16 protein-coding genes and 1 pseudogene are annotated in these 21,263 nt (G+C 70.4%); 2 read left to right on the plus strand and 15 right to left on the minus strand.

The window, feature by feature from the left end; all coding sequences use genetic code 11:
* Nucleotides 1-10: 10 nt before the first annotated feature.
* The 14 genes from ABZ470_RS40750 to ABZ470_RS40815 all read right to left on the minus strand — a co-directional run bounded on the left by ABZ470_RS40750 (nucleotide 11) and on the right by ABZ470_RS40815 (nucleotide 17,922).
* Nucleotides 11-1,357, minus strand: coding sequence for a M20/M25/M40 family metallo-hydrolase (locus tag ABZ470_RS40750; RefSeq protein ID WP_362918485.1), 1,347 nt, complete (start codon nucleotides 1,355-1,357; stop codon nucleotides 11-13).
* On the minus strand, nucleotides 1,350-2,375 hold the full coding sequence (locus tag ABZ470_RS40755; protein ID WP_362918487.1) for a branched-chain amino acid ABC transporter permease: 1,026 nt from the start codon (nucleotides 2,373-2,375) through the stop codon (nucleotides 1,350-1,352). The genes ABZ470_RS40750 and ABZ470_RS40755 overlap by 8 nt, the downstream gene beginning before the upstream one ends.
* The gene (locus ABZ470_RS40760; RefSeq protein ID WP_362918489.1) at nucleotides 2,372-3,241 is read right to left on the minus strand and encodes a branched-chain amino acid ABC transporter permease; all 870 of its coding nucleotides are present in this window, start codon (nucleotides 3,239-3,241) and stop codon (nucleotides 2,372-2,374) included. The genes ABZ470_RS40755 and ABZ470_RS40760 overlap by 4 nt, the downstream gene beginning before the upstream one ends.
* A complete protein-coding gene (locus ABZ470_RS40765; RefSeq protein ID WP_362918491.1) occupies nucleotides 3,234-3,983 on the minus strand; it encodes an ABC transporter ATP-binding protein in 750 nt (249 codons plus the stop codon). Before ABZ470_RS40765 ends, ABZ470_RS40760 begins: the two co-directional genes overlap by 8 nt.
* On the minus strand, nucleotides 3,980-4,720 hold the full coding sequence (locus ABZ470_RS40770) for an ABC transporter ATP-binding protein (protein ID WP_362918493.1): 741 nt from the start codon (nucleotides 4,718-4,720) through the stop codon (nucleotides 3,980-3,982). Before ABZ470_RS40770 ends, ABZ470_RS40765 begins: the two co-directional genes overlap by 4 nt.
* 9 nt (nucleotides 4,721-4,729) lie before the next feature.
* Nucleotides 4,730-6,025 carry an ABC transporter substrate-binding protein gene (locus ABZ470_RS40775; RefSeq protein WP_362918495.1) on the minus strand — a complete coding sequence of 432 codons (1,296 nt, stop codon included), beginning with the start codon at nucleotides 6,023-6,025 and terminating at the stop codon, nucleotides 4,730-4,732.
* A 15-nt stretch (nucleotides 6,026-6,040) separates the two neighbouring features.
* Nucleotides 6,041-7,462, minus strand: a complete 1,422-nt coding sequence (locus tag ABZ470_RS40780) for an APC family permease (RefSeq protein WP_362918497.1) — start codon at nucleotides 7,460-7,462, stop codon at nucleotides 6,041-6,043.
* Between the two features lie 51 nt (nucleotides 7,463-7,513).
* Nucleotides 7,514-8,674 (minus strand): M20 family metallopeptidase, encoded by a 1,161-nt coding sequence (locus tag ABZ470_RS40785; protein ID WP_362918499.1) that lies wholly within the window; start codon nucleotides 8,672-8,674, stop codon nucleotides 7,514-7,516.
* A 143-nt stretch (nucleotides 8,675-8,817) separates the two neighbouring features.
* Nucleotides 8,818-9,996 carry an FAD-binding oxidoreductase gene (locus ABZ470_RS40790; RefSeq protein ID WP_362918501.1) on the minus strand — a complete coding sequence of 393 codons (1,179 nt, stop codon included), beginning with the start codon at nucleotides 9,994-9,996 and terminating at the stop codon, nucleotides 8,818-8,820.
* Nucleotides 9,997-10,054: 58 nt separating this feature from the next.
* A complete protein-coding gene (locus ABZ470_RS40795) occupies nucleotides 10,055-11,431 on the minus strand; it encodes a glutamine synthetase family protein (protein ID WP_362918503.1) in 1,377 nt (458 codons plus the stop codon).
* Nucleotides 11,428-12,480, minus strand: a complete 1,053-nt coding sequence (locus ABZ470_RS40800) for an amidohydrolase family protein (RefSeq protein ID WP_362918505.1) — start codon at nucleotides 12,478-12,480, stop codon at nucleotides 11,428-11,430. Before ABZ470_RS40800 ends, ABZ470_RS40795 begins: the two co-directional genes overlap by 4 nt.
* A 385-nt stretch (nucleotides 12,481-12,865) precedes the next feature.
* Nucleotides 12,866-13,756, minus strand: a complete 891-nt coding sequence (locus ABZ470_RS40805; protein WP_362918506.1) for a MurR/RpiR family transcriptional regulator — start codon at nucleotides 13,754-13,756, stop codon at nucleotides 12,866-12,868.
* 111 nt (nucleotides 13,757-13,867) lie between these two features.
* Complete coding sequence (locus tag ABZ470_RS40810; RefSeq protein ID WP_362918508.1) at nucleotides 13,868-15,022, minus strand: Glu/Leu/Phe/Val dehydrogenase dimerization domain-containing protein; 1,155 nt, start codon at nucleotides 15,020-15,022, stop codon at nucleotides 13,868-13,870.
* Nucleotides 15,019-17,922: an FAD-linked oxidase C-terminal domain-containing protein gene (locus ABZ470_RS40815; protein WP_362918510.1), complete on the minus strand. Its 2,904-nt coding sequence runs from the start codon at nucleotides 17,920-17,922 to the stop codon at nucleotides 15,019-15,021. Before ABZ470_RS40815 ends, ABZ470_RS40810 begins: the two co-directional genes overlap by 4 nt.
* Before the next feature lie 136 nt (nucleotides 17,923-18,058).
* Between ABZ470_RS40815 and ABZ470_RS40820 the strand changes: the two genes are divergently transcribed.
* Together ABZ470_RS40820 and ABZ470_RS40825 are read left to right on the plus strand one after the other, a co-directional pair.
* Nucleotides 18,059-18,967, plus strand: a complete 909-nt coding sequence (locus ABZ470_RS40820; protein ID WP_362918512.1) for a LysR family transcriptional regulator — start codon at nucleotides 18,059-18,061, stop codon at nucleotides 18,965-18,967.
* A 401-nt stretch (nucleotides 18,968-19,368) separates the two neighbouring features.
* Nucleotides 19,369-19,482 (plus strand): annotated as a pseudogene (locus ABZ470_RS40825) (IS5/IS1182 family transposase); the annotation flags it as partial.
* A 228-nt stretch (nucleotides 19,483-19,710) separates the two neighbouring features.
* Here the strand turns inward: ABZ470_RS40825 and ABZ470_RS40830 are convergent.
* Nucleotides 19,711-20,058 (minus strand): peptidase inhibitor family I36 protein, encoded by a 348-nt coding sequence (locus ABZ470_RS40830; protein ID WP_352012422.1) that lies wholly within the window; start codon nucleotides 20,056-20,058, stop codon nucleotides 19,711-19,713.
* Nucleotides 20,059-21,263 lie beyond the last annotated feature (1,205 nt).

Consider the following 21,263-nt stretch of genomic DNA (forward strand, 5'->3'; position numbering starts at 1 on the left):
GCCTGGTCTGTCAGGCGCTTCGGTCGTCGGCGATCCCGCAGAAGTCCAGCGCGGTCAGCGCGTAGGTCTTCGCCGCGGCGACCAACTGGTGGATGGGCACGTACTCGTTCTCCGCGTGTGCCGTCTTCGCGGCGCCGGGGCCGTAGATGACGCCGTCGATGCCCTGGGCCGCGGTCCAGGTGATGTCGCACACGCCGAAGAACCCTTCGCGTTTCGGCGGAGCCGCGTACTCGACGCCGCCGAGCGCCTCGACGTGGGCGTCGCTCACCGCCGCCTCAAGTCCGTGGCCGCCCGGGGTGGTGTACGGCGGCCAGTCGAGCTTCCACGCGAACTCGGGCCGGTGCTCGCGCAGCCAGGGATCGTTGGCGCAGGCGAGCCGTACGGTCTCCTCGATCTCCGCCCTGACCTCGTCGTTGCCGCGGTCGGGGTGGTGGAGCACGCAGTAGTCCACGGTGAGGGTGTCGGCGAGCAGGAAGGGGACGTCGATTCCCACGGGGTTGGCCTTCAGGACGCCGGGCAGGAGGCTGAAGTGCCCCGGGGTGAAGAGCGGGTGCCGGTCGCGCAGCGCCCAGGTGTTCTCCAACTCGCGCAGCGCGTGGTAGATCACCCAGTACTTGTCGACGGTGTTGACGCCCAGGCGCTCACCGTCGAGGGTCGGGTGGACGGTCGAGCCGCGCCATCCCGGATGGGCGGTTCTGCCGACGATGGTGATGGAGAACCACAGCAGCCCGGGGGTGCTGGAGACGAGGCTGGGCAGCCCGTCGGTCGGGTTGGTCGGCTCGCAGAGCAGGACGGCGTCCCCGGTGTACCCGGCGTTGAGGGCGGCGGTGGTCCCCGCCTGGTGGTCGCCCACCTCCTCGCCGACCACGGCGTGGAGGACGAGGTCGCCCTTGAGCGTGACACCGGCCCTGGCGAGCGCGAGTGCCGCGTACGCGGCCGCGACGGTTCCGCCCTTCATGTCGGTCGCGCCGCGTCCGAGGACGGCGGTGTCGGTGACCTGCCCGGAGAACGCCGGCGCGTCCCACAGGTCCGGCTGGAGCGCGGGGACGACGTCGACGTGCCCGTTGAGGATGAGCGACCTCCCGCCGCCCGCCCCGCGAACCCGGCCGCAGGCGTTGTCGCGCCTGGCCTCCTCTGCGACCAGTTCGGTCTCGGCGCCCGCCTCGCGGTAGAGGTCGGCGATGAGGGCGCTGACGTCCGACTCGGCACCGACGATCTTGTCGTAGTCCTGTCCGGGGTACTTCGGGTTGACCGACGGGATCGCGACGGCGTCGGAGACCGATCGCACCAGGCGCGGCGCGAGTTCGTCCACGGCGTCCAGTACGGCCTTCTTCACGTCACGGCGGATCTCAGACATGTTCCACACTCCTGTCGGGATTCTGGCTCGGGCCGCCGGTCTCCCGGCGGCCGGAGTTCGTGAGACGTTCGTGCAAGACGGAGGCGCCCCGGGTGAGCGCGGCGCTGATGCCGCCCGGCGCGAAGATGAGGACGGCGATGGTCCCGGCGGCGAAGACGACGGGTCTCCAGGCGTCGAGACCGGTGAGCCGGTGGTCGGCCAGGGTGACGACGACGGCCCCGAGGACCGGCCCCCAGATCTGCCTGGTGCCGCCGAGGAAGATCATGCTCAGCCCCAGCGTCACGAGCCCGAAGCCGAAGAGGCCGACGTCGGCGACCCTGAAGTACGCGACGTACAGCGCGCCGGTGAGACCGGCCATCGCACCGGAGATCACGAAGGCGATGAACTGCTGGCGGATCCGGTTGATCCCCCTGCTCCGCGCGAGCTGCTCGTTGTCGCGCAGCGCCACGAGGCTGTGGCCGAACGGGCTCGCCATGATGAGTTCGAGGACGATCAGCATGGCGGCGACGGCGGCCCCGAGCAGCCAGAGGTAGCCGAGCCCGCCGAACCGCGCGAGGTTCTGCCCGGCGATCGTGATGGCCGGGACGCCGGGCAGCCCGTTGGAGCCGCCGGTGAGGTCGGGAAGCGCCAGGACCAGGTGGTAGCTGATCTGGACGAACACGAAGGTGATGAGGGCGATGTAGATGCCCCGCATCCGGATGACGGGCAGGTAGGTCAGCCCGCCGACGATCGCCCCGACCAGTACGGCGAAGGCCAGGGCGGGGAGCGAGTCCCACTGCCATCTGAGCGTCGCGATCGCCATGGCGTAGCCGCCGATCCCGAACATCCCGGCGTGGGCGAAGTTGAAGATCCCGCCGAACCCCAGGGTCAGGTTCCAGCCGGCCGCAAGCAGTGCGTAGATGAGCGCGGTGGAGACGAGCAACCGGCTCGACGGGGCGACGAAGACGTACGGGATCACGAAGGCGACGGCGAGATACCCGGCCCAGCGGACGAGGCGGGAGGGAACGTACTTCGTCATGCGCCTCTCCTGACAAGTCCCTCGGGGCGGACGAGCATCACGACGACCAGCAGCGCGAAGACGGCCACCGGGCTCCACTGCAGGCCGATCCAGTAGCTCGTCGAGGCCTCGACGAACCCGATCGCGTAGGCGCCGATCAGGGTGCCCATGAGCGTGGCCGTACCTCCGAAGACCAGGACGACGAAGGCGATGAGCAGGGGACCGCTGCCCTTGGCCGGGGTCAGCGTGGTGGTGGTCGCGAACACCAGGGCCCCCGCCGTGGCGAGCGCCGCCGAGGCCGCGAAGACCGACAGGTAGACCCGGCCGGGTTTGATACCGAGCAGCATCGCCATGTCGCGGTTCTGCGCGACGGCGCGGATGCTCGCGCCCCACCCGGTACGGTTCACCGCGAGCATGAGGCCGCCGACGAGGCCGACGGCGAGGAGGAACGCCAGGACGGTGGTCCAGCGGACCGCGACACCGGCGATGTCGAACGTCGCGGTGGTCACCGGCCGCACCTGCTTGTTCTCCGGCCCCCAGATGAGCTGGGCGGCGCCCTCGGCGAGACCGGCGAGGGCCAGCGTGGCGACCATCACCATCAGCGTTCCGTCGGGGCGTGACGCGAGCGGCCGGACCACGACCAGTTCGACGAGCGCGCCGAGGCCCGCCATGACGACGGTCGCGACGACGACGGCGAGCGGCAGGGGGAGCCCGGCCTCCGACGACAGTGTCCAGATGAGGTATCCGCCGATGATCAGCATGGCGCCGTGGGCGTAGTTGAACACCTGCAGCGTCGACCAGATCAGCGACATCCCCGCGGTGAGCAGCGAGTACATCGACCCGAGCAGGAGCGTCGAGACGAGGACCGGGATCAGTCCGTCAAGCATGGCCGCCCCCTCGGCCGGGCTCGCCGCCGACGAACATGGCCATCATCTGCTCCTGGGTCGGCTTCTGGTCCGTTGTGCCGTGCCCGACGGTCCGGCCGAGTTCGACGACCTGCCAGGTGTCCGCGAGGCCGAAGAGGAAGTCGACGTCACCGTCCGCGACGAGAAGGGAGAGCCCGCTCGCGCGGACGTCGAGGAGGGTCCGCAGGATCTCGTGCCGCACCTTGGGGGCGAGGCCGAGCGTCGGCTCGTCGAGGATGAGGACGCTCGGGTTGGCCATGATGCCCATCGCGATCGCGAGCATCTGCCGCTCTCCGCCGGACATCGCGCCGACGGGCTGGCCGCGGCGTTCTGCGAGTTTGGGGAACAGGCCGAGGACCAGGTCGAGGTTGGCGTCCCTGACCGGCCTGGCCCGTCGGAGCCGGCCGGCGAGGTTCAGGCTCTCGTCGACGGTGAGCCGCGGGAACAGCGTGCTCCCCTGGGGCACGTGCATGAGGCCCCGTTCGACGATCGCCGGGGTGGCGAGCCGGTCGATCCGTTCGCCGTCGAGTTCCACGGTGCCCGCCGTCAGCGGGGCCAGCCCGGTGATCGCGCGCAGGAGCGTCGTCTTGCCGTGCCCGTTCGGCCCCAGGAGAGCCAGGGCCTCGCCACGGCCGACCGACAGGGAGATGCCGTTGACGACCTGGGCCCTGCCGTACCCGGCGGTCACCTCGCGCACCGAGAGCCGGGTGACGTCCGTGCTCATCGGTTCGACTCCCCGAGGTAGGCGTCGATGACGCGGGGGTCGGACAGCACCTCGTCGGGGCCGCCCACGACGAGGATCTCGCCGGCGACCATGACGATCATCCGGTCCGCCACCCGCCGCAGCAGGCTCAGGACGTGTTCGATGATGACGAACGTCGTCCCGTCGGCGTTCAGGGTCTCGACCAGGGTGGCGAGGTCGTCCTGGTCGTCGGTGTCGAGGCCTCCGGCGGGCTCGTCCAGCATGAGGACCTTCGGCTCCCCGGCCAGGGCGCCGGCGATCATCAGTTTCTTCTTGGCCAGGACGGACAGGTCACCGCCTCGCAGGTGGGCGCTGGGCAGGAGCCCGACCCGTTCGAGCGCGTGGAACGCCGCCGAGCGGGCGTCGCGGCGGCCGTTGAGGTAGTGCGCCGCGAGGCGGACGTTCTCGAAGGCCGTCAGTTCCGGGAAGACCTGGTCGGCCTGGAAGGTACGGCGCAGGCCGAGGCGGGCGATCCGGTGCGCGGGGAGTCGTTCGATGCGCCGTCCGTCGTACTCGATCCGGCCGCTTGAGGCGTTGAACGGCACCCCGGTGATCAGGTTGAACAGCGTGCTCTTACCCGCGCCGTTCGGCCCGGCGATGCCGAGTGTCTCGCCTTCGGTGAGGTCGAAGGTGACGTCGTGCACGGCCCGGTAGTTTCCGAACGTCCGGCAGGCCCGCCGGACGCGCAGCAGCACTCGTTGGTCGGTCGTCACGGTCATGGGGGACGCTCACCTGAACCAGTCGGGCAGTTCGAACGTGCCGTCGGCGTACTTGGCCGGGCCGAGCAGGACGTCGCGGCCGTCCTGGATCTGGAAGAACTGCAGCGGAAGGCCGTCGGTGTCGTCGGCGACCGCGAGGTGGGTGGCCTGGTCGAACCGGATGGTGCCCATCGCCGTTTCGCGCATCTCGACGCCGCCGACGGCCTTGCCGACCGCCGCCCTGTCGAGCGGGTCGCCGACGGATTCGGCGGCCTTCGCCCAGAGCCTGACCTGCTCGTATCCCATGACGCCGTACAGGCCGGGGTCGGTGCCGTAGGCGTCGTTGAACTTCTTCACGAAGTCACGGCCCGGCGCGTACCTGTCGGAGACGACGGCGCCGACGGGGAGGTTGTACAGCACGCCGTCGGCGCCCCTGCCCGCGAGCTTCTTGAACTCGGGCACGCTCGGCGCGTACTGGGAGAACAGCAGCGAGTCGGTCGGGTTGTCGCGGAACTGGGTCAGGAACTTGACGGCGTTGGCGGTCAGGTAGTCGAGGTTGACGATGACCGACGGGTCGGCGGCGTGGATCTTGCCGATCTGCGGGGTCCAGTCGTTGACCTCTCCGTACGGGACGACGTCGGGCCCGACGACCTTCCACCCCTTGGCCGTGAAGTTCCTCACCAGGCCGTCGGAGATGTCGTTGGAGTAGGGGTTGTCGCTGGAGATGATGTAGACGGTCCTGGTGCGGGGCTGGAACGTGCCATCCCGGCTCCACGCCTCAAGCCGTTCCGGCAGGTCGGTCTTGTACGCCTCGAAGTGGGGGGCGGTGGACCAGACCCCCGGATACCTGCCGGGGTCCTTGGTGATGATCTCCGCGGTCTGCGTGCTCCCGCCGCCGATGAGGTACGGCACGCCGGCCTCGGCGAGCAGGTCGATCTCGAAGTTCGTGGTGCTGGCGTAGCCGGTGATGACGGCGCCGACCTCGCCGTCGGCGGTGAGCCGGGAGACGGCGGAGGCGACGGCGTCGGACTTGAGGTCCTTGACGTCGGCCGCCTCAAGGGTGATCTCACGTCCTGCGACCCCTCCGGCGGCGTTGAGCTCCCTGAGGGCCAGTTCTGCGCCCTGCCGCATGAGCTTGCCGTCGGCGGCGGACGCGCCGGTGAGGGGGGCGAGCAGGCCGAGCTTGACCGGTCCGTCCGCCTTCGTGGACTCCGTCGCGGACTCCGTGCCGCCGGGCAGGGGGGCCGAGCACGCGGCGAGCGCGAGGCCCGCGGCGATCGCGAGCGCGGCGGCTCCGATCCGGGCCGGGGGGAACTTGATCGACATCACGTCTCCAGGGACTCAGGGGTGCCCGGCCGGCGCGGTGGCCCCGGCCGTACGGGTGGTCAGCAGGCCGTGGAGGAATCCCCCCGCCGCCAGCGGGATGACGCTCCACTTCAGGACGTCGGCCAGGACGGTCTCACCGGCCAGCAGGCCGAAGTTGGACCAGATGAGCCACAGGGCGGTCAGCAGCGCGACCAGGGCGATCACGGGTGCGGCCAGCCGTACCCAGACCGACACGCCGGTCCTGCGGAGGAACAGCACGGCGGCGGCGCAGGTCGTCGCCATCAGCGCCACGATCGCCATGGTCGCGAACGCTCCCGCGACCGCGCCCAGCTTGAGGTAGGGGTCGGTGCCGGTGACGAGACAGACCACGATCACGCCCGCCATGAGCAGCATCTGCACGGTCGAGGCCAGGTGCGGGGTCTGGTACCTGCGGTGCGTACGGCCCAGGGCCCGGGGGAGCAGCCCGTCGCGGCCGAACGCGAACAGGTAGCGCGAGGCCATGTTGTGCACCGCCATCGACACGGCCACCAGGCTGGCCAGCAGGAGCCAGTTGATCACGTGCTCGGACCACGGCCCCAGCAGCCGCACCGCCGCGCCGCTCAGGAAGGTGCCCGGTGAGTCCATGGCCGTACCCGCGACGTCCCCGCGCGGGTAGACCGCGATGACCGCCCAGGCGACCAGCGCGTAGAGGATCGCGATGGTCCAGACCGCGGCGTACGTCGCCTTCCCGACGGTGCGTCCGGGGTCGCGGGCCTCCTCGCCGAACACGGCGGTGGCCTCGAAGCCCACGAAGCTCAGCAGGGCGAAGGTGAACGCCACCCCGATGTTCCCGGAGAAGGCGTCCGAGACGGCGAGGGTCTTGTCGGCCGACGGGTCCAGGAGCGCCCCGGCCACCACGAGGACCAGGATGCCGACCTCAAGGCAGAGGAGACAGCCCATGATCACGGTGTTCAGCTCGATGCCGCGGATGCCCACCAGCCACGCGAAGATCAGGATGGCGGCGCTGATCACCGTCCACGGCACGTCGATCGAGAGCTCATCACGGAAGACCTGATTGCCGAAATATCCGGCGTAGGCGATCGGGACGAGCATGATGACGTTGTAGGCGCACACCGCGAGCCAGCCTGCGGCGACGCCCGCCGGTCTGCCGAGGCCCGCCGAGATGTAGGAGTAGAAGGCGCCCGTGTTCGTGATCCGGTGGCTCATCGCGACGAACGGCACCGCGAACAGCGTCAGGACGACCCCGGAGACGACGAAGGCGAGCGGCGCCCCGGCCCCGTTCCCCAGCCCGACGATGAAGGGCATGTTGCCCGCGACGGCGGTCAGCGGCGCCTGGAACGCCATGACCAGGAAGACCAGGGCGGAGACGCCCATGATGCCCGGCCGCAGGGTTCCGCCCTGGGGGGTGGGTCTCTGTGAACGATCGACGTCAACCATTGCTGTCCTATCGGGTCCGAGGTGGGGGGTGGGTGCTCTCGGGGTCGGAGATCAGGTGATGAGCGCCGTACAGGCGGCCAGATAGCCGGCGGCCAGCGCCAGGGCCGTGTGATCGACGGCTTCGTCCGGGGCGAGGAAGTCGGCGCCGTGCAGCCTTCCCGAGCTCGCGCCGGTGCCGACGAACATCATCAGGGAGGGGAATCGCTGCGCGTAGTGGGCGAAGTCGTCCGCCCCGCACGAGCGGAGGTCCTGCGAGCGGGACAGCCCGAACCCTTCGAGGTTCACGGCCGTCTCCTTCGCCAGCCTCGGATCGTTCCGGAGGGCCGGTTCGCCGAGGTCGAGGTGGACCTCGCTCTTGCAGCCGACCGATTCGGCCACCCCGGACGCCACGGTCTCCAGGCGGCGGTGCAGCAGCTCCCGCTGTACCGGGTCGAACGCCCGCAGGGTGCCGCGCGCGACCGCGTGATCCGGCCGGACGTTGGGGGAGGAACCCGCCTGGATCGCCCCGATGCTCACCACGGCCGGTGTCATCGGGTCGATGTCGCGGGACACCAGCTGCTGGGCCGCGGTGACGAACAGCGACAGCGCCAGGATCGGGTCGGGCCCGAGGTGCGGATAGGCGGCGTGCCCTCCGACGCCCAGCATCCGCACGGTGAACTCGTCGGCCGAGGCGTTCACGGTGCCGGGCGTGCTGGCCACCTCACCCGAGGCGAGGAGCGGCTGCACGTGCGCCCCGACCACCGCGCGGACCCCGTGACGCTCCAGGGCGCCCGAGGCCAGGACGTCCAGTGCGCCGGAGGGGGCGGTCTCCTCCCTGGGCTGCAGGACCAGCAGCAGCGGGACCGGCGCCCCCACCCGGTGGACCGCCCTGGCCAGCGCGACACCGGCGCTCAGGTGCACGTCGTGGCCGCAGGCGTGCATCGCCCCGTTCGTGGACGCCCAGTCGACGAGGGTCCGCTCGGTGACGGGCAGGGCGTCCAGCTCGGTGCGGACCGCGACGCAGGGGCCCTCGTCGCCGACGCGGACGATCGCTCCTGAGCCTGCGACCTCCTCGACCGGAGAGCCGGGCGGCATCTGTTCGATGACGGTTCTCGTCGTCGCGTGTTCGTGTCCGGACAGGTCCGGGCGCGCGTGGATGTATCGGCGGATCTCGCGCGCGGCGGTGAACTCATCACGCAGAGCGGCTTCCAGCTGCCGGCCGAGCGCTCTCATGTCTGTCTCTCACCTTCGGTCGTCGAACGGAATGATCCGTAGAGATATTTACAATCCGGCTAGATTTGCCTTGCTTTGAAAATTTCAATTCAGCCACAGGGCATGAGTGTGGGAACGACCGGCCCTCGGTCACCGGTGCCGGGTCAGTCCGTCGCCGTATCCGGCGCCGTGTCCAGCGCGTTGGCCCACGCCGGAGGGGTCTTCCCGTCGAGCAGGTATTCGACGGCCGCGCGCGCCGTCACCGGCCCGACCAGGTTTCCCGTGCCGTTGTAGCCGCCGATCGCGACCACGCCCTCCTCCACCCGGGCGCACAGCGGCCGGTCGTCCGGGGTCCACCCGACCGACGCCGCCCACCGGTGCTCGACCCGTACGGCACCGCCCGCCATCCGCCGCGCGACGTCCTCGATGTGGCGCTGCACGGCCTCGGTGGGTTCGGCGTCGTGGGTCCACTCCTCGTCGCGGAACCGGTCCCGGCCGCCCCCGACGTAGAGCCGTCCGTCGAGCAGTTGCTGCGCGTAGTCGTAACCCCAGCGGGCGTAGACCGGGCAGGGCAGCCGGTGCGAGGGGACCGGGGCGGAGCTCAGCATCTGGAGCCGGGCCGTCCGCACGTGGGGACGGAGCGCGGGCACGATCCTCTCCAGCCGCCCGTCGACGGCCACCACGACGAACCGCGCCCTGATCACACCCCGCTCGGTCACCACCGCGCCGCCGCCGACGGACGTCACCGGGGTGTGCTCGTGCAGCGGCGCTCGACGGCCGAGGCCCTCGGCCAGCCGGGTGGCCCGCACCGCCGGGTTCATGGCCGCGTCGTCGGGGAGGTAGAGGCCGACGCCGAGGGGCCCGTCGTACTCCTCGACCGCGATCCCGTGCTCACGCATCACCGTGGCCTGGGCCGCGCAGTCGGCCACCTCTGCGTCCCGGTCGGCCTCCTCGGCCTCGTCCTCGGGGCCGCCCGGCAGTCCGGCCAGCCGGATGGAGCCCACCCGGCGGATCACGGACGGACCGAGCAGCGCGGACAGCCGGTCGAGTTCCTCCAGCGTGTCACGGTAGAGGTCGGTGGCGGCCGGGCCCCAGCGCTCGACGGCCCGGTGCAGGGCCAGTGCCGGTCCGCCCAGCAGGAAACCCCCGTTACGTCCGGCCGCTCCGGCCGCCACCCGGCCCGCGTCGACCCCGACGACCGAGAGCCCACGGTCGAGGAACGCCTCGATCGCGGCCAGCCCGGAGGCGCCCAGGCCCACCACGCAGGCGTCGGCGACGACGTCGCCCGCCAGGGGAGCGAACCCTTCCCATCCGGCCACGGCCGTGTCCCAGCCAACCGCCATGTCGTCCGTACCCTTCCGTCGTAGTCCCTCGTGGCCCGTTTCGTCCGTACCGGTCCGGTCAGTACCGGAAGCGATCCTCGACGGCCAGCTCGTGAACGTCCCGGGTGGCCGCCGCCGCGGCGGCCTGCTCCCGGACGGCGACCAGCGCGTCGTGCAGGGTCTCGCCCAGCACGGACCTCGCCAGCTCGCTGCCTGCGAACAGCTCGGTCGCACGCGCCAGGTCCTCGGGGAGCCTGACGACCCGGTGCTTGTCGCGCTCGACCTCGCTCAGGCCCGCGGGGTCGGCCTGGACGGGCGCGGGAAGCTCAAGCCGCCGTTCGACGCCCCGCATCCCCGCGGCGAGGAGCAGCGCGGTGGCGAGGTAGGGGTTGGCCGCCCCGTCGACGGTCTTGACCTCCAGGTTCGCCGAGGATTTCCGGACGCTGACGGTCCCCGGGATGAACCGTAGGGCGGCCTCACGGTTCTCCACGCCCCAGCAGGCGAAGGCCCCCGACCAGTGGTTCGGCTTCAGGCGCTCGTAGCTGGGGACGGTCGGCGCGAGTACGGCCAGCAGGCGGGGCAGTTCGTCGAGGATGCCCGCGGTGAACGCGGCACCGTCCGCGCGCATGCCGGGTTCGGTGGCGCTTTCGTCCTGCATGAGGTTCTCGCCGTCCCGCCAGACGCTCACGTGAGTGTGCGCGCCGTTCCCGGCGGCGCCCGGGGTCACCACCGGGGCGAAACTGACGTCGAGTCCGTGACGGCGGGCCACCTGCCTGGCGACGTACCGGAGCAGCACCACGTCGTCGGCGGCCGTCAGCGGGTCACGCGGCGAGATGGCGACCTCGAACTGGCCCGGCGAGTACTCGGGGTGCACCTGCTCGACGTCGATCCCCGCGCCGTCGAGCGCCTCGACGAGCGCGAGTGTGAAGTCCTCCAGCGGGAGCAACGCCCGCGCACTGTGCGCGGGACCCGAGTGTGCCGGGGTCCCGTCCGGGTTCAGCAGCGTCATCTCCGACTCGAACACGGTGCGGAACTCCAGGCCCGCGCTCCTGGCGTTCTCCACGACCGACCGCAGGACGCTGCGCTGGCACCCGGCGCTGATCTCCAGGCTCTGCTCGTACTGGACGGCGGGCACCCAGGCGTACCCGGGGGAGGACGGCAGCGGACGCGCGGCGGCGAGGTCGGGGAACAGCCGCAGGTCGCCGCTGGGCGAGTCGTACGGCGGGACGGCCGCGAACCGGTCGTCACCACCGGCGACGGCCCACAGCGTGGACATGCCGACACCGCCCGTCGCGGCGCTCTCAAGTCGTCGCAGGGGGATGACCTTCACCCGGGTGACACCGGCGTTGTCCACCATGGTCATCACGATGAGGCGGGTTCCCGCGTCCTTCAACCGCGCGTACGCGTCGGCCACGTCCCGCGGGTCGAACACGCGTGCCGCGTCCGCCGGGTTCACGACGCGATCCCGTGCAGCCGCCTGGCGTTCCCGCCGAGGACGTCCAGGCCGATGCGCGTGGCGTGCGCCTCGTCCAGGTATCCGTGGTCGATCGCCCGTCGTAGCACGCGTTCGAGGGACTCCCGCGCCAGGATCGACGACAACCAGATCACCTCCGGTTCGCTGGCCTCGTCCGAGCCGTACATCACCTTGGCCGGGGGCGCGATGCCCAGCATCAACTCCAGGCGGTTGTCCACGGCGATCGAGGACCACGGCGTGGACAGGGACGTGTCCAGGTAGACGTGCGGGAGGATCGAGGCGATGTAGGCCGCCTCCTCGATCCACGGCCACCCCGAGTGGATCAGGACGATCGGCTGCCCCAGATGCTGGCTGAGCAGCGGGAAGATGTCGGAAGGGCGCGCGTGTGACAGGACGATCGCCGGGTCGCCCCCACCGCAGTGCACGTGGACGGGGACGCCCCCGGCCGCCGCGGCGATCGCCAGCGCGCGGCGCAGCAGCATGTCCCGCACCGGTTTGGAGTGTTCCCGTGACTCGCTCCAGCCGGCGGCGCGCCAGGCCTGGAACGCGCTCTCCACGTCGGAGCCGCTCCACGTCGAGACGTCCAGTCCGCTCCGGTACGCGATGATCGACTTGAAGGCCACGGCCCCCTCCGCGATCGCCTGTTCGGCCCGGGCGGCGAACGCGTCCTCAAGTTCGGCGAAGCCGTTCACCTGGTCGCGCAGTTCGACGATCCAGGGTTCGAGGCGCGCGACCCGGCTGATCCGCAGGCCCGTCTCCTGGGACATGACGGCCTGGTCGACCATCGGCTGCGGGTAACCGTCCTCGACGAGCAGGCGTTCCACACCCGCCTCCTCCCACAGTCCGCGCAGGTAGGAGGGGTCGTTCAGGGCCGCGGAGCGGGCCTCGGCCAGCGCGGCGCGTGAGGGGTCGCAGTTCAGGACCCTGCTCAGCCGCAGTGCCATGGCGACGGCGATCGGCGAGGTGTCGGTCGTCCGCCGCAGGAGGTCGGGAAAGGAGCTGTGGTTCAGGCCCGAGCTCGTCAGGCACATGCCCAGCATCGTGATACGATCTAGGAAACCGTTCTGATCACGTTGACGTATGTCTTCCATACGGAAGCCATGACAGTGGACATCGACCACTCGTGCTTCATCCAACAGCGTCACGTGCACATCCTTTGAAGACTGGTCGCGCTTGTGTCCGATCCGGCGCGATCCGATGGGCTTTGGTGGCCGACGGGGTGTCTACGCGGTGATTGTTCGGCGGTTGATTCACGCCCCGCATGGTTCTGACCGGTCGTGTTCGCAGACTGTGCGCGACCGTCTAGGTGTGAACGAATAATTTCACTAGAGGGCTCTAGGGTCAAGAAAGAACGAAATAATTCTTACGCGGCCCTTCGACCGCCGTGACCAGGGCATACGGATCCAGCGCGCCGGCCTACGTCGCGGGCTCCGTCGACTCCTGCTCGATCAGCCGCATACGGGCCTGGGCGTCCTCGCCGATACGGGCGAGGACCGCCGCCGCCAGCGCCTCGACCAGCGCGATCGCGGGCACCAGGCTGTCGTACGGAGACCCGATGTCCGTGCTCAGCGGAAGGACGACGTCGGCGAACTCGGCGACGGGTGACAGCCACACGTCGGTGATCAGGACGATCTTCGCGCCCCGCCGGTGGGCCTTCCGTGCCAGGTCGATGACGTCGTCCTGGTAGCGCCGGAAATCGAGCACGAAGACCACGTCACGACGTCCGAGCTCGACGAGGGCCACCCCGGCCTCGTCCCGCTGGGCGCTCAGCAGCTGGGTGTCCGGCCGCATCGTCCGCAGGTGCAGGATGAGATATTCGGCGACCAGCCGGGACCAGCGCCCTCCGATCGCGTTGATCCGCAGCCTCGGGTCGGCGGTCAGGTCGATCGCCAGGCCGAACTCACTCGAAGGAAGCGCCGCGAACCCCTCGTCGAGAAGCCGCTGACCGGCCTGCGAGACCTTGCTGAGCACCCGCGACGCCGGGGTGTCGGCCGTGTAGACGGAGGGCAACGTCATCGGGTTGGCCCCGCGGGCGTTGATCTCGTCGCGGAGGATCTGCTGGAACTCCTTGTATCCGCCGAAACCGAGGCGCGACACGTAGCGGGTCACGGTCGGGGCGCTGACCCCGGCGCGTTCGGCGAGCTTCACCGCGGGCTCCATCCCCGCCATCGGGTAGTCGCTCAGGATGGTCCGCGCCACCCGCCGCTCGGCGGCGGACACCTCGCTCATGGTCCGATGGATCACCTCTGCGACGGACCGTGCCGCGTCGCCGGGTGATGATGAGCCATCCAGTTCGTGGACTTCCACCAGGACCTCGATTCGTGTGCCTCACCCGGATTCTAGTGCGGCGCGTTCGGCGCCCCGTTCGCCGGAGACGGCCCTCCACCCGGGACAGCCGGGCCACCGCGGCAGAGCCCTTCATCGTCCCCTCGCCGGGATCCGGCCCTTGCTCCGCATCGCCGCGGCGACACGATCCTGAGAGATCTTGCGCCCGGCGGCGTGCGGGGTGAGGGCCAGCCGGTGGGCCTCCTCCAGCACACCGACGGTGTTGGCGCGGAGCCTGCCGGAGATCGCGGTGAAGACGGCGCCGGAGTCCGGCAGGAACCCCGAGTAACGTGCGTCCATCGCGAACGCGGCCGCGATCACCCCGCCGGCGTTGGCGATGAAGTCGGGGACGACGGTGACTCCGCGTCCGGAGAGGACCTCCTGGGCCGCCGCCGAGGTGGGCAGGTTGGCCCCCTCCACGATGAGGCTCGCCTTGACCCGCTGGGCGGTGTCCTCGTCGATCACGTCCTGCACCGCCGCCGGGACGAGGACGTCGCAGTCGACGAGGAGTTCCCGCCCGGCGGGGAGGAACCCGCCGCCGTCGAACCGCGTCACGAAGGCGTCGCCGTACTCGTCACGGGCGCTCTCCAGCGCGGCGACGTCGAGGCCGACGGGGTCGTATACGGCGCCGTACGCGGTGGAGACGGCGACGACGGCGGCACCGAGGGCGCTGAACCTCCGGGCGGCGGCCCGGCCGACGGCGCCGTACCCCTGGATGGCGACGCGGGCACCGCCGAGGGGCCGCCCGAGGTGCGCGGCGGCGGCGTCGGCGGCCTCGGCGACGCCGAAACCGGTGACGCCGAGCTGGTCGTAGGCGATTCCGCCGAGGTGGGCGGGGGTTCCGACCGCCGCCCCCCGGTCACCGAGCTCGTCCTGGACGACGGCCGCGTCGTCCTCGGTGAGACCCATGTCGAGGCCGAGCACGTACTCGCGGGGAACCTCGTTGTACAGCGCGCGGACGAACGCCCGCAGGATCGCCTCCTTGTCCGGCGAGGCGGGATCGGCCGCGATCCCGGCCTTGGCACCGCCGTAGAAGAGGTCGGCGCCGGCCCACTTCCACGTCATGTTCCTGGCGAGCCTGGCGACCTCCGCCACGGTGACGGTGGGCGCCATCCGGGTGCCGCCCTTGCCCATCCCACGGGCGGTGTTGTCGACGACCAGCACGCCCTTCATGCCCGTGCGGCGGTGGGAGACGACAACGATCTTCTCGGGGCCCCAGTCGTCGACGATCTCAAGGGCGTCGGTCATGGCGTGTTCTCCTCCGCTTGTGGATGGCCGGGCAGCGCCCGGGCGACGAGTTCGGCCAGGTGGACGCCGGTCCTGTCGGTTGCCTGGCCGATCTGGGTGCGACAGCTGAAGCCGTCGGCGAGGATGACGGTCTCCGGTGACGCCCGGCGGACGGCGGGCAGCAGCACCTGCTCGCCGACCTCCCGCGACACCCGGTAGTGGCCCCTCTCGAAGCCGAAGTTCCCGGCCAGCCCGCAACATCCGGAGTCGAGGACCCGGTTGTCCACCCCCAGCGCGGACAGCAGCGCGGCGTCCGCGCCGAACCCGGAGGTGGCGTGCTGGTGGCAGTGGGTCTGGGAGATGGCGGGAACCTCGACCCTCGGAGGGGCCCAGCCCGGCGTCCTCTCCATGAGCAGCTCGGCGAACGTCACGGTCAGCGCCGACAGGTCGCGGGCGAGGGGGGCTCCGTCCAGCAGCTCGGGCAGGTCCTGTCTCAGGGCCGCCGTACAGCTGGGCTCAAGCCCGACGATCGGCACGCCCTCGGCCACGCCCGCCCGCAGCGCGCGGGCCGTACGGCGGGCCACCCGGCGGGCGACGCCCAACTGGCCGGTGCTGATCCAGGTCAGGCCGCAGCACTGGGTTCCCGAGGGCACCCGCACGCGGTATCCGGCCTCTTCGAGAACCCGGACCCCGGCCCGCAACACCCGCGGGCTGAAGTGGTTGTTGAACGAGTCGACCCAGAGCGTCACCGGACCGCGTTCGCCGGTCCCGGCGGGGGAGCGGGAGCGGAACCAGGACAGGAACGTCCGGCCGGCGAACCGGGGAAGCTCCCGCTCCGCCGCGATGCCACCGGCCCGTTTGATCAGCGGGGCCAGCCGGGAGGAGGTGACGGCGTTGACCGCCCCGGGCATCAGGGCGGCGATCCGGGAGAGCAGCGGAAGCCAGCCCATCGAGTAGTGCGAGGCGGGCCGTACCCTGCGCCGGTAGTGGTGGTACAGGAACTCCGACTTGTAACTCGCGACGTCGACGCCGACCGGGCAGTCGACGCCGCACCCCTTGCACGACAGGCAGAGGTCGAGGACGTCGCGCACCTCGGTTGAGCGCCATCCGTCGGTGATGACCTCTCCCTGGGTCATCTCGTAGAGCACCCGGGCCCGGCCCCGGGTGGAGTCCTTCTCGTCCCGGGTGACCCGGTAGCTGGGGCACATCACCCCACCCTGCGGGGTGGTCGACCGGCATCTGCCGACGCCGACGCAGCGGCGGGTCGCCTTGGCGAAGTCCCCGCCGTCGGCGTGGAAGGGAAGCCTGGTGACCAGGGGAAGCGCCGGACGGTCCGGGCTGACCCGCAGGTTCCCGTCCAGGGACAGCGGATGCACGATCATGCCCGGGTTGAGCCCGTTGTCCGGGTCCCACGCGTGCTTGAAGTGCTCGAACAGTCGCATGACCTCGGGCCCGTACATCACCGGCAGCAGTTCGGAGCGGGCCTGGCCGTCGCCGTGCTCACCCGAGAGTGAGCCGCCGTGGGCGGTGACGAGCTTGGCCGCGTCGGTGAGGAACGCGCGGAAGGCCCTCACCCCGGTGCGGGTGGTGAAGTCGAAGTTGATCCGGGTGTGCAGGCAGCCCTCGCCGAAGTGTCCGTAGACGGCGCCGGAGAGGCCGTACCGCTCGAACAGCGCCCGCAGCCCGCGCAGGTAGGAGCCGAGCCGGTCGGGCGGGACGGCGGCGTCCTCCCACCCCGGCCACGCCTCCGATCCGTCGGGCAGCCGGGTGGCGAGCCCGACGCCGTCCTCCCGGATCCGCCACAGGCTCCTGGCCCGTCCCGGCTCCGCGACGACCTCGGCGCCGGTGAAACCCGTGGCCGAGCGGGCGGCGGCGACCAGCGCGGCCCCGGCGCCGGGCAGATCGTCCGTGGCCCCGGCGAGTTCGGCGAACAGCCAGGCCCGCCCGTCCGGCAGGGTCTCGATCGTCGCCCGGGTCTCCTGCCGGGTCACGATGTCGGTGAGCGCCTGGTCCACGCACTCCAGCGCGACCAGGCCCCGCTGCCGGAGCAGCTCGGGGACAGCGTCGGCCGCGTCGCAGGCGTCGGTGAAGCCGAGGACCACCAGCGAACGGTCCTGCGGCGCGTGGACCAGCCGGAGTTTCGCCGACAGCACGACCACGCAGGTGCCCTCGGAGCCGACCAGGGCGCGGGCCAGGTTGAAGCGGTTCTCCGGCAACAACTGTTCAAGCGCGTACCCCGAGACCTGTCGCGGGAAGCGGCCGAGCCGGGTGCGCAGCGTCTCCAGGTTGGCTCGGGCGAGCTCATGCAGCCGCCCGATGAGCGCGCCGCGTTCGCCCCCCTCGGCGACGGCCCGGTCGATCTCCTCCTGGGTCATCTCGCCGACGGTCAGCACGGTGCCGCGGTAGGTGAGGACCTCAAGCTCCACGACGTTCTCCGCCGTGCGGCCCCAGGCGAGCGAGTGGGAGCCGCAGGCGTTGTTGCCGATCATCCCGCCGATCGTGCAACGGCTGTGCGTCGAGGGATCGGGGCCGAAGAGGAGTCCGTGCGGGGCGGCCGCGGCCTGCAGGTCGTCCAAGACGATGCCCGGCTCGACGGTGGCCACACCGGCCGACGGGTCCAGTTCCAGAAGCCGGTTGTAGAAGCGGGAGAGGTCCAGCACGACGCCGGAGCCCACCGCCTGCCCGGAGGTGCTGGTGCCCGCGCCACGGCAGGTGACCGGGAGCCCGAGTTCGCGGCAGGCGGCCACCGCGTTGATCACCTGCTGCCGGGTGCGGGGGAAGACGACGGCGCGCGGTACCTGCCGGTAGTTGGACGCGTCCGCCGAATACTGCGCCAGCCGACCGGCGTCGACGGCGACCTCGCCGCAGTCCGCCCGGCGCAGCGAACGGGCGAGTTCGGCCGGCTCCTGCGAGATGGTCACGTCCGGTCTCCTTCGCCTGGCTGGGGGTGCAGAGCCAACCATGCGGGGTCCGGTGTTGTCGTGCCAAGAGTAAGTAGAATGCTAGTTTTTTAACCTTAGGTATAGTTTTTCTTGTTCTCGGGCCCAGGGGAGGGACGTGTACAAGCTGCACCACCTGCTGACCTTCCAGACCGTCCACCGGACGGGCTCGTTCGCGACGGCCGCGCGGGAGCTCGGATACACCACGTCGGCGGTGTCGCAGCAGATCGCCGCCCTGGAGAAGGAGACCGGCCTGACGCTCTTCGAGCGTGAGGCACACGGCGTCAGGGCGACCACGGTCGCGCACCGCCTCGCCGAGTTGAGCCGGGGGATGCTCGCCGACGTCGACGAGTTCGACTACCAGGTACGGCGGCTCGCCACAGGGCTGAGCGGGCGGCTCAGGGTGGGCAGTTTCACCACGGCGAGCGTCCGCCTGGTGCCCGCCGCGCTGTCCGACCTCCGGCGCCGTCGCCCCGGCGTCGAGATCACCCTGGACGACGGCGAGCCGGACACGCTGCTCGACGCACTCGTCGACGGCGACCTCGACGTCGCGCTGGTCTACGAGTACGGGCTGAGCCCCCGGCAGTGGCCCCCCGGGGTCAGGACGCTCGCCCTGGTCAGGGAGGACCTGCTGTTGCTGCGCCCGTCCGGTGAGGCGGGGCCCTCCAGCCTGGCGCGGCTGGCCGACCGCCTGTGGATCACCAGCCGGGAGGGCACGGCCGGGGACCTATCGCTGGCCCGGCTGTGCGCGTTCGCCGGTTTCACTCCGGCGATCGCCTTCCGCAGCAACGACTACGACGTCGTCCGCGAACTGGTCGCCCACATGGGCGGTGTCGCGGTCGTGCCCGCCCTCGGCCACGTGCCCGACGAGCGCATATCCGCCGTGCCGCTGCGGACCTACACCGCCGCCCACCGAACCGTGCTGGCGATTCACCGGGAGGGCAACGCGAACCCGGTGCTCGGCGACTTCCTGACGGCCCTGCGCCAGGCGGTTCCCCAGGACGCCGACCACCTGCTCGCGCTGTGACCCCGGCCGGGAGACCGCCGAGCCGGGCGACGGTCAGCGGGAACCGGCGCTGTCTGTGGATCCGTGGGATCGCCCGTACAGAAGATGACCGCAGTGAATCAGTGGCTTTCTGCGGACTGGGGCTTCTGCTGAGGGAATTTAGTCACCCTGCGCCCGGTTGGGAATCGGGATTTCCGGAAGGGCCGCCCGCGATCCGGTCACGGAATTATGCGTATCCGGTGACGCGTCCCTGACATGGCGGCCCGCCGATCGGATAAGCCTTCCCGCTTGCCATAAAAATTAATCAAACACTCTATGATTTCCTGCGTCATAAATTGGAGGATCGGCGCCGTTCAACAACGGGCGTCCGTTACCGGGATCCGGATTTTCCGAGGATCGTAACGGCCCAGGGGTACGGCCCGGGCATGACCTGCTGGAGGCGGCTGAACGAGTGGCACAGGGCAGGCGTCCGGCAGGTCCTGCACGAGGTGTTCCTGGCCGGGCTCCGAGCGGCCAACGCCGTCGACCTCTCCCGGCCTCGGCGGATTCCTCCCACCTCAGCGCCCCAAAAGGGCGCAGACCGGGCCGTCCCCGGTCGACCGCGGCGGTCAGGCAGCAAGCACCACCTGACCGCCGACGTCGAGGCGCAACTCGCCGAACTCGCCACCGGCGACTGCGGCCACCGCGCCCCGCGTACCTCCTTGACCTGGGATGACACTCTGACCGGTCGGTTCTACCAACCCGTGACGCCTACCCGCCCATCGTCAGAGGTGGCAGTCCTGGGTGTATGAGGAGATCTTGTCGTTGGCGGACGACCCGACGTTGTCCACCCAGGAATTCGGGTTGACGCCTATCAGGCGCCTACCCCCATAGTCCGAATGCTCGTAGAAACACACATACGTATCGGTGCGGTTCCAGATGGAACTCGTCAGGTCGTTGATATGGGAGCCGACGTTGGCACGCTCGGTTCCCGGCGCGTTGCTGTAACGTCCCCTGCCGTAAGTGTCGCCGTAGAGGCATACATAGCCCGCGGGACACGCGTCCCAGTCCATCGCCTTCGCCTGAGCCGGTGCCGCGGTGACCAAGGTGGCCGTCGCGCACGCCGCCAGCATGGCGGCCACCAGACTCCTTCGCTTTCCCACTCGCCTCACTCCCTCGTCGGTCTCGGTTTCACTGTTGACTTCCCGCTCACGCCGACTGCCGGACGAGCCGATGACTCTCCGTGAATCCATTTCTCCTTACGCGTTTCCCTCCTTTGCCGGGTGAGCTATAAGCCACTTTTTCAACCCGTACTCAGGATGTCATTGATGGCTTCTGTACCTTTTATTGACTATTTCTGCACCGCCGCGCGGCAGGCGGGAGACGTCGGCGCCGCGCGCTTCCCGGCTGGCCGGAGTCTTACGGCGTCAGGTCAGACGGGCCGTCCGGGGCGTCCTATGAGATGAATGGACAAATTCCAGAGCAGAGCGTTGCCGCAGGCCACAGCGGCGCTCGACCGTGAGTTTCGGTCCTGGCGTTCGGGGACGAGTCCGGTGCTCGCCGTCGCGATAACGACGGCCGGGACGTCGCCGCAGGTCATACTGCTCGCCAACGGCTTTCATGTCGTCCGGAAACCCCGGGGCGCTCATGGCTACCTTGCGTCTGATCGCACGCGCCCCGGCGGAGGACCGCTACGCAACACCGAGGACGGGCCGACCGTCATGTCGGCACCGCTCGTCATGACCATCGCCGCCCCGGGTGAGCTTGAGAACACCCCGTTCGTGTTCTTCATCCCGATGGCCCACCACGGGCCACCCTGTCGCGGAGCCCGCACGGCGCCGCCGGGCGGCAGACACTTGACCACGTCCAGCCGTACTTCGCCGCAGAGCCGGACGTGCTGCCAGAACGGCGGTGTCAGCCCCTCGGGGTCGGCCACGACGTCCTGCGGCGTCAGGCTGTCGATCTCTGCGCGGGATCGCCCTTCCGAAACCCGGTGCACGGCTCCCGTTATCCGCTGAGATCCACTCCGATCTCGGCGGATAACGTCACTACGGCAGCCGGGAAGCCGGGGTGGGACCCAACAGATAAGAGCAGCGGGGGAGCGGTCCGTCGGGGCCGGCCGTCATGGACGCTTCCCGACACACCCGAAACCGCCCTCCACCTGACCCTCTGCGACACGAACACGATCAAGCAGAAGCTCCGCAATCGTGATCACTCATACAGCCGGCTTCGGGAGCGGAGGGCCTAGTAGTGCTTTGTTAGGTCAGCCTGTTGTGACTGGTCAATGCCACCGTGTGATGGTTCGCTCCGGATGTGACCCCCGAACAGCTCACACGTA

This window comes from Streptosporangium sp. NPDC020072, assembly GCF_040631445.1.
Lineage (GTDB): Bacteria > Actinomycetota > Actinomycetes > Streptosporangiales > Streptosporangiaceae > Streptosporangium.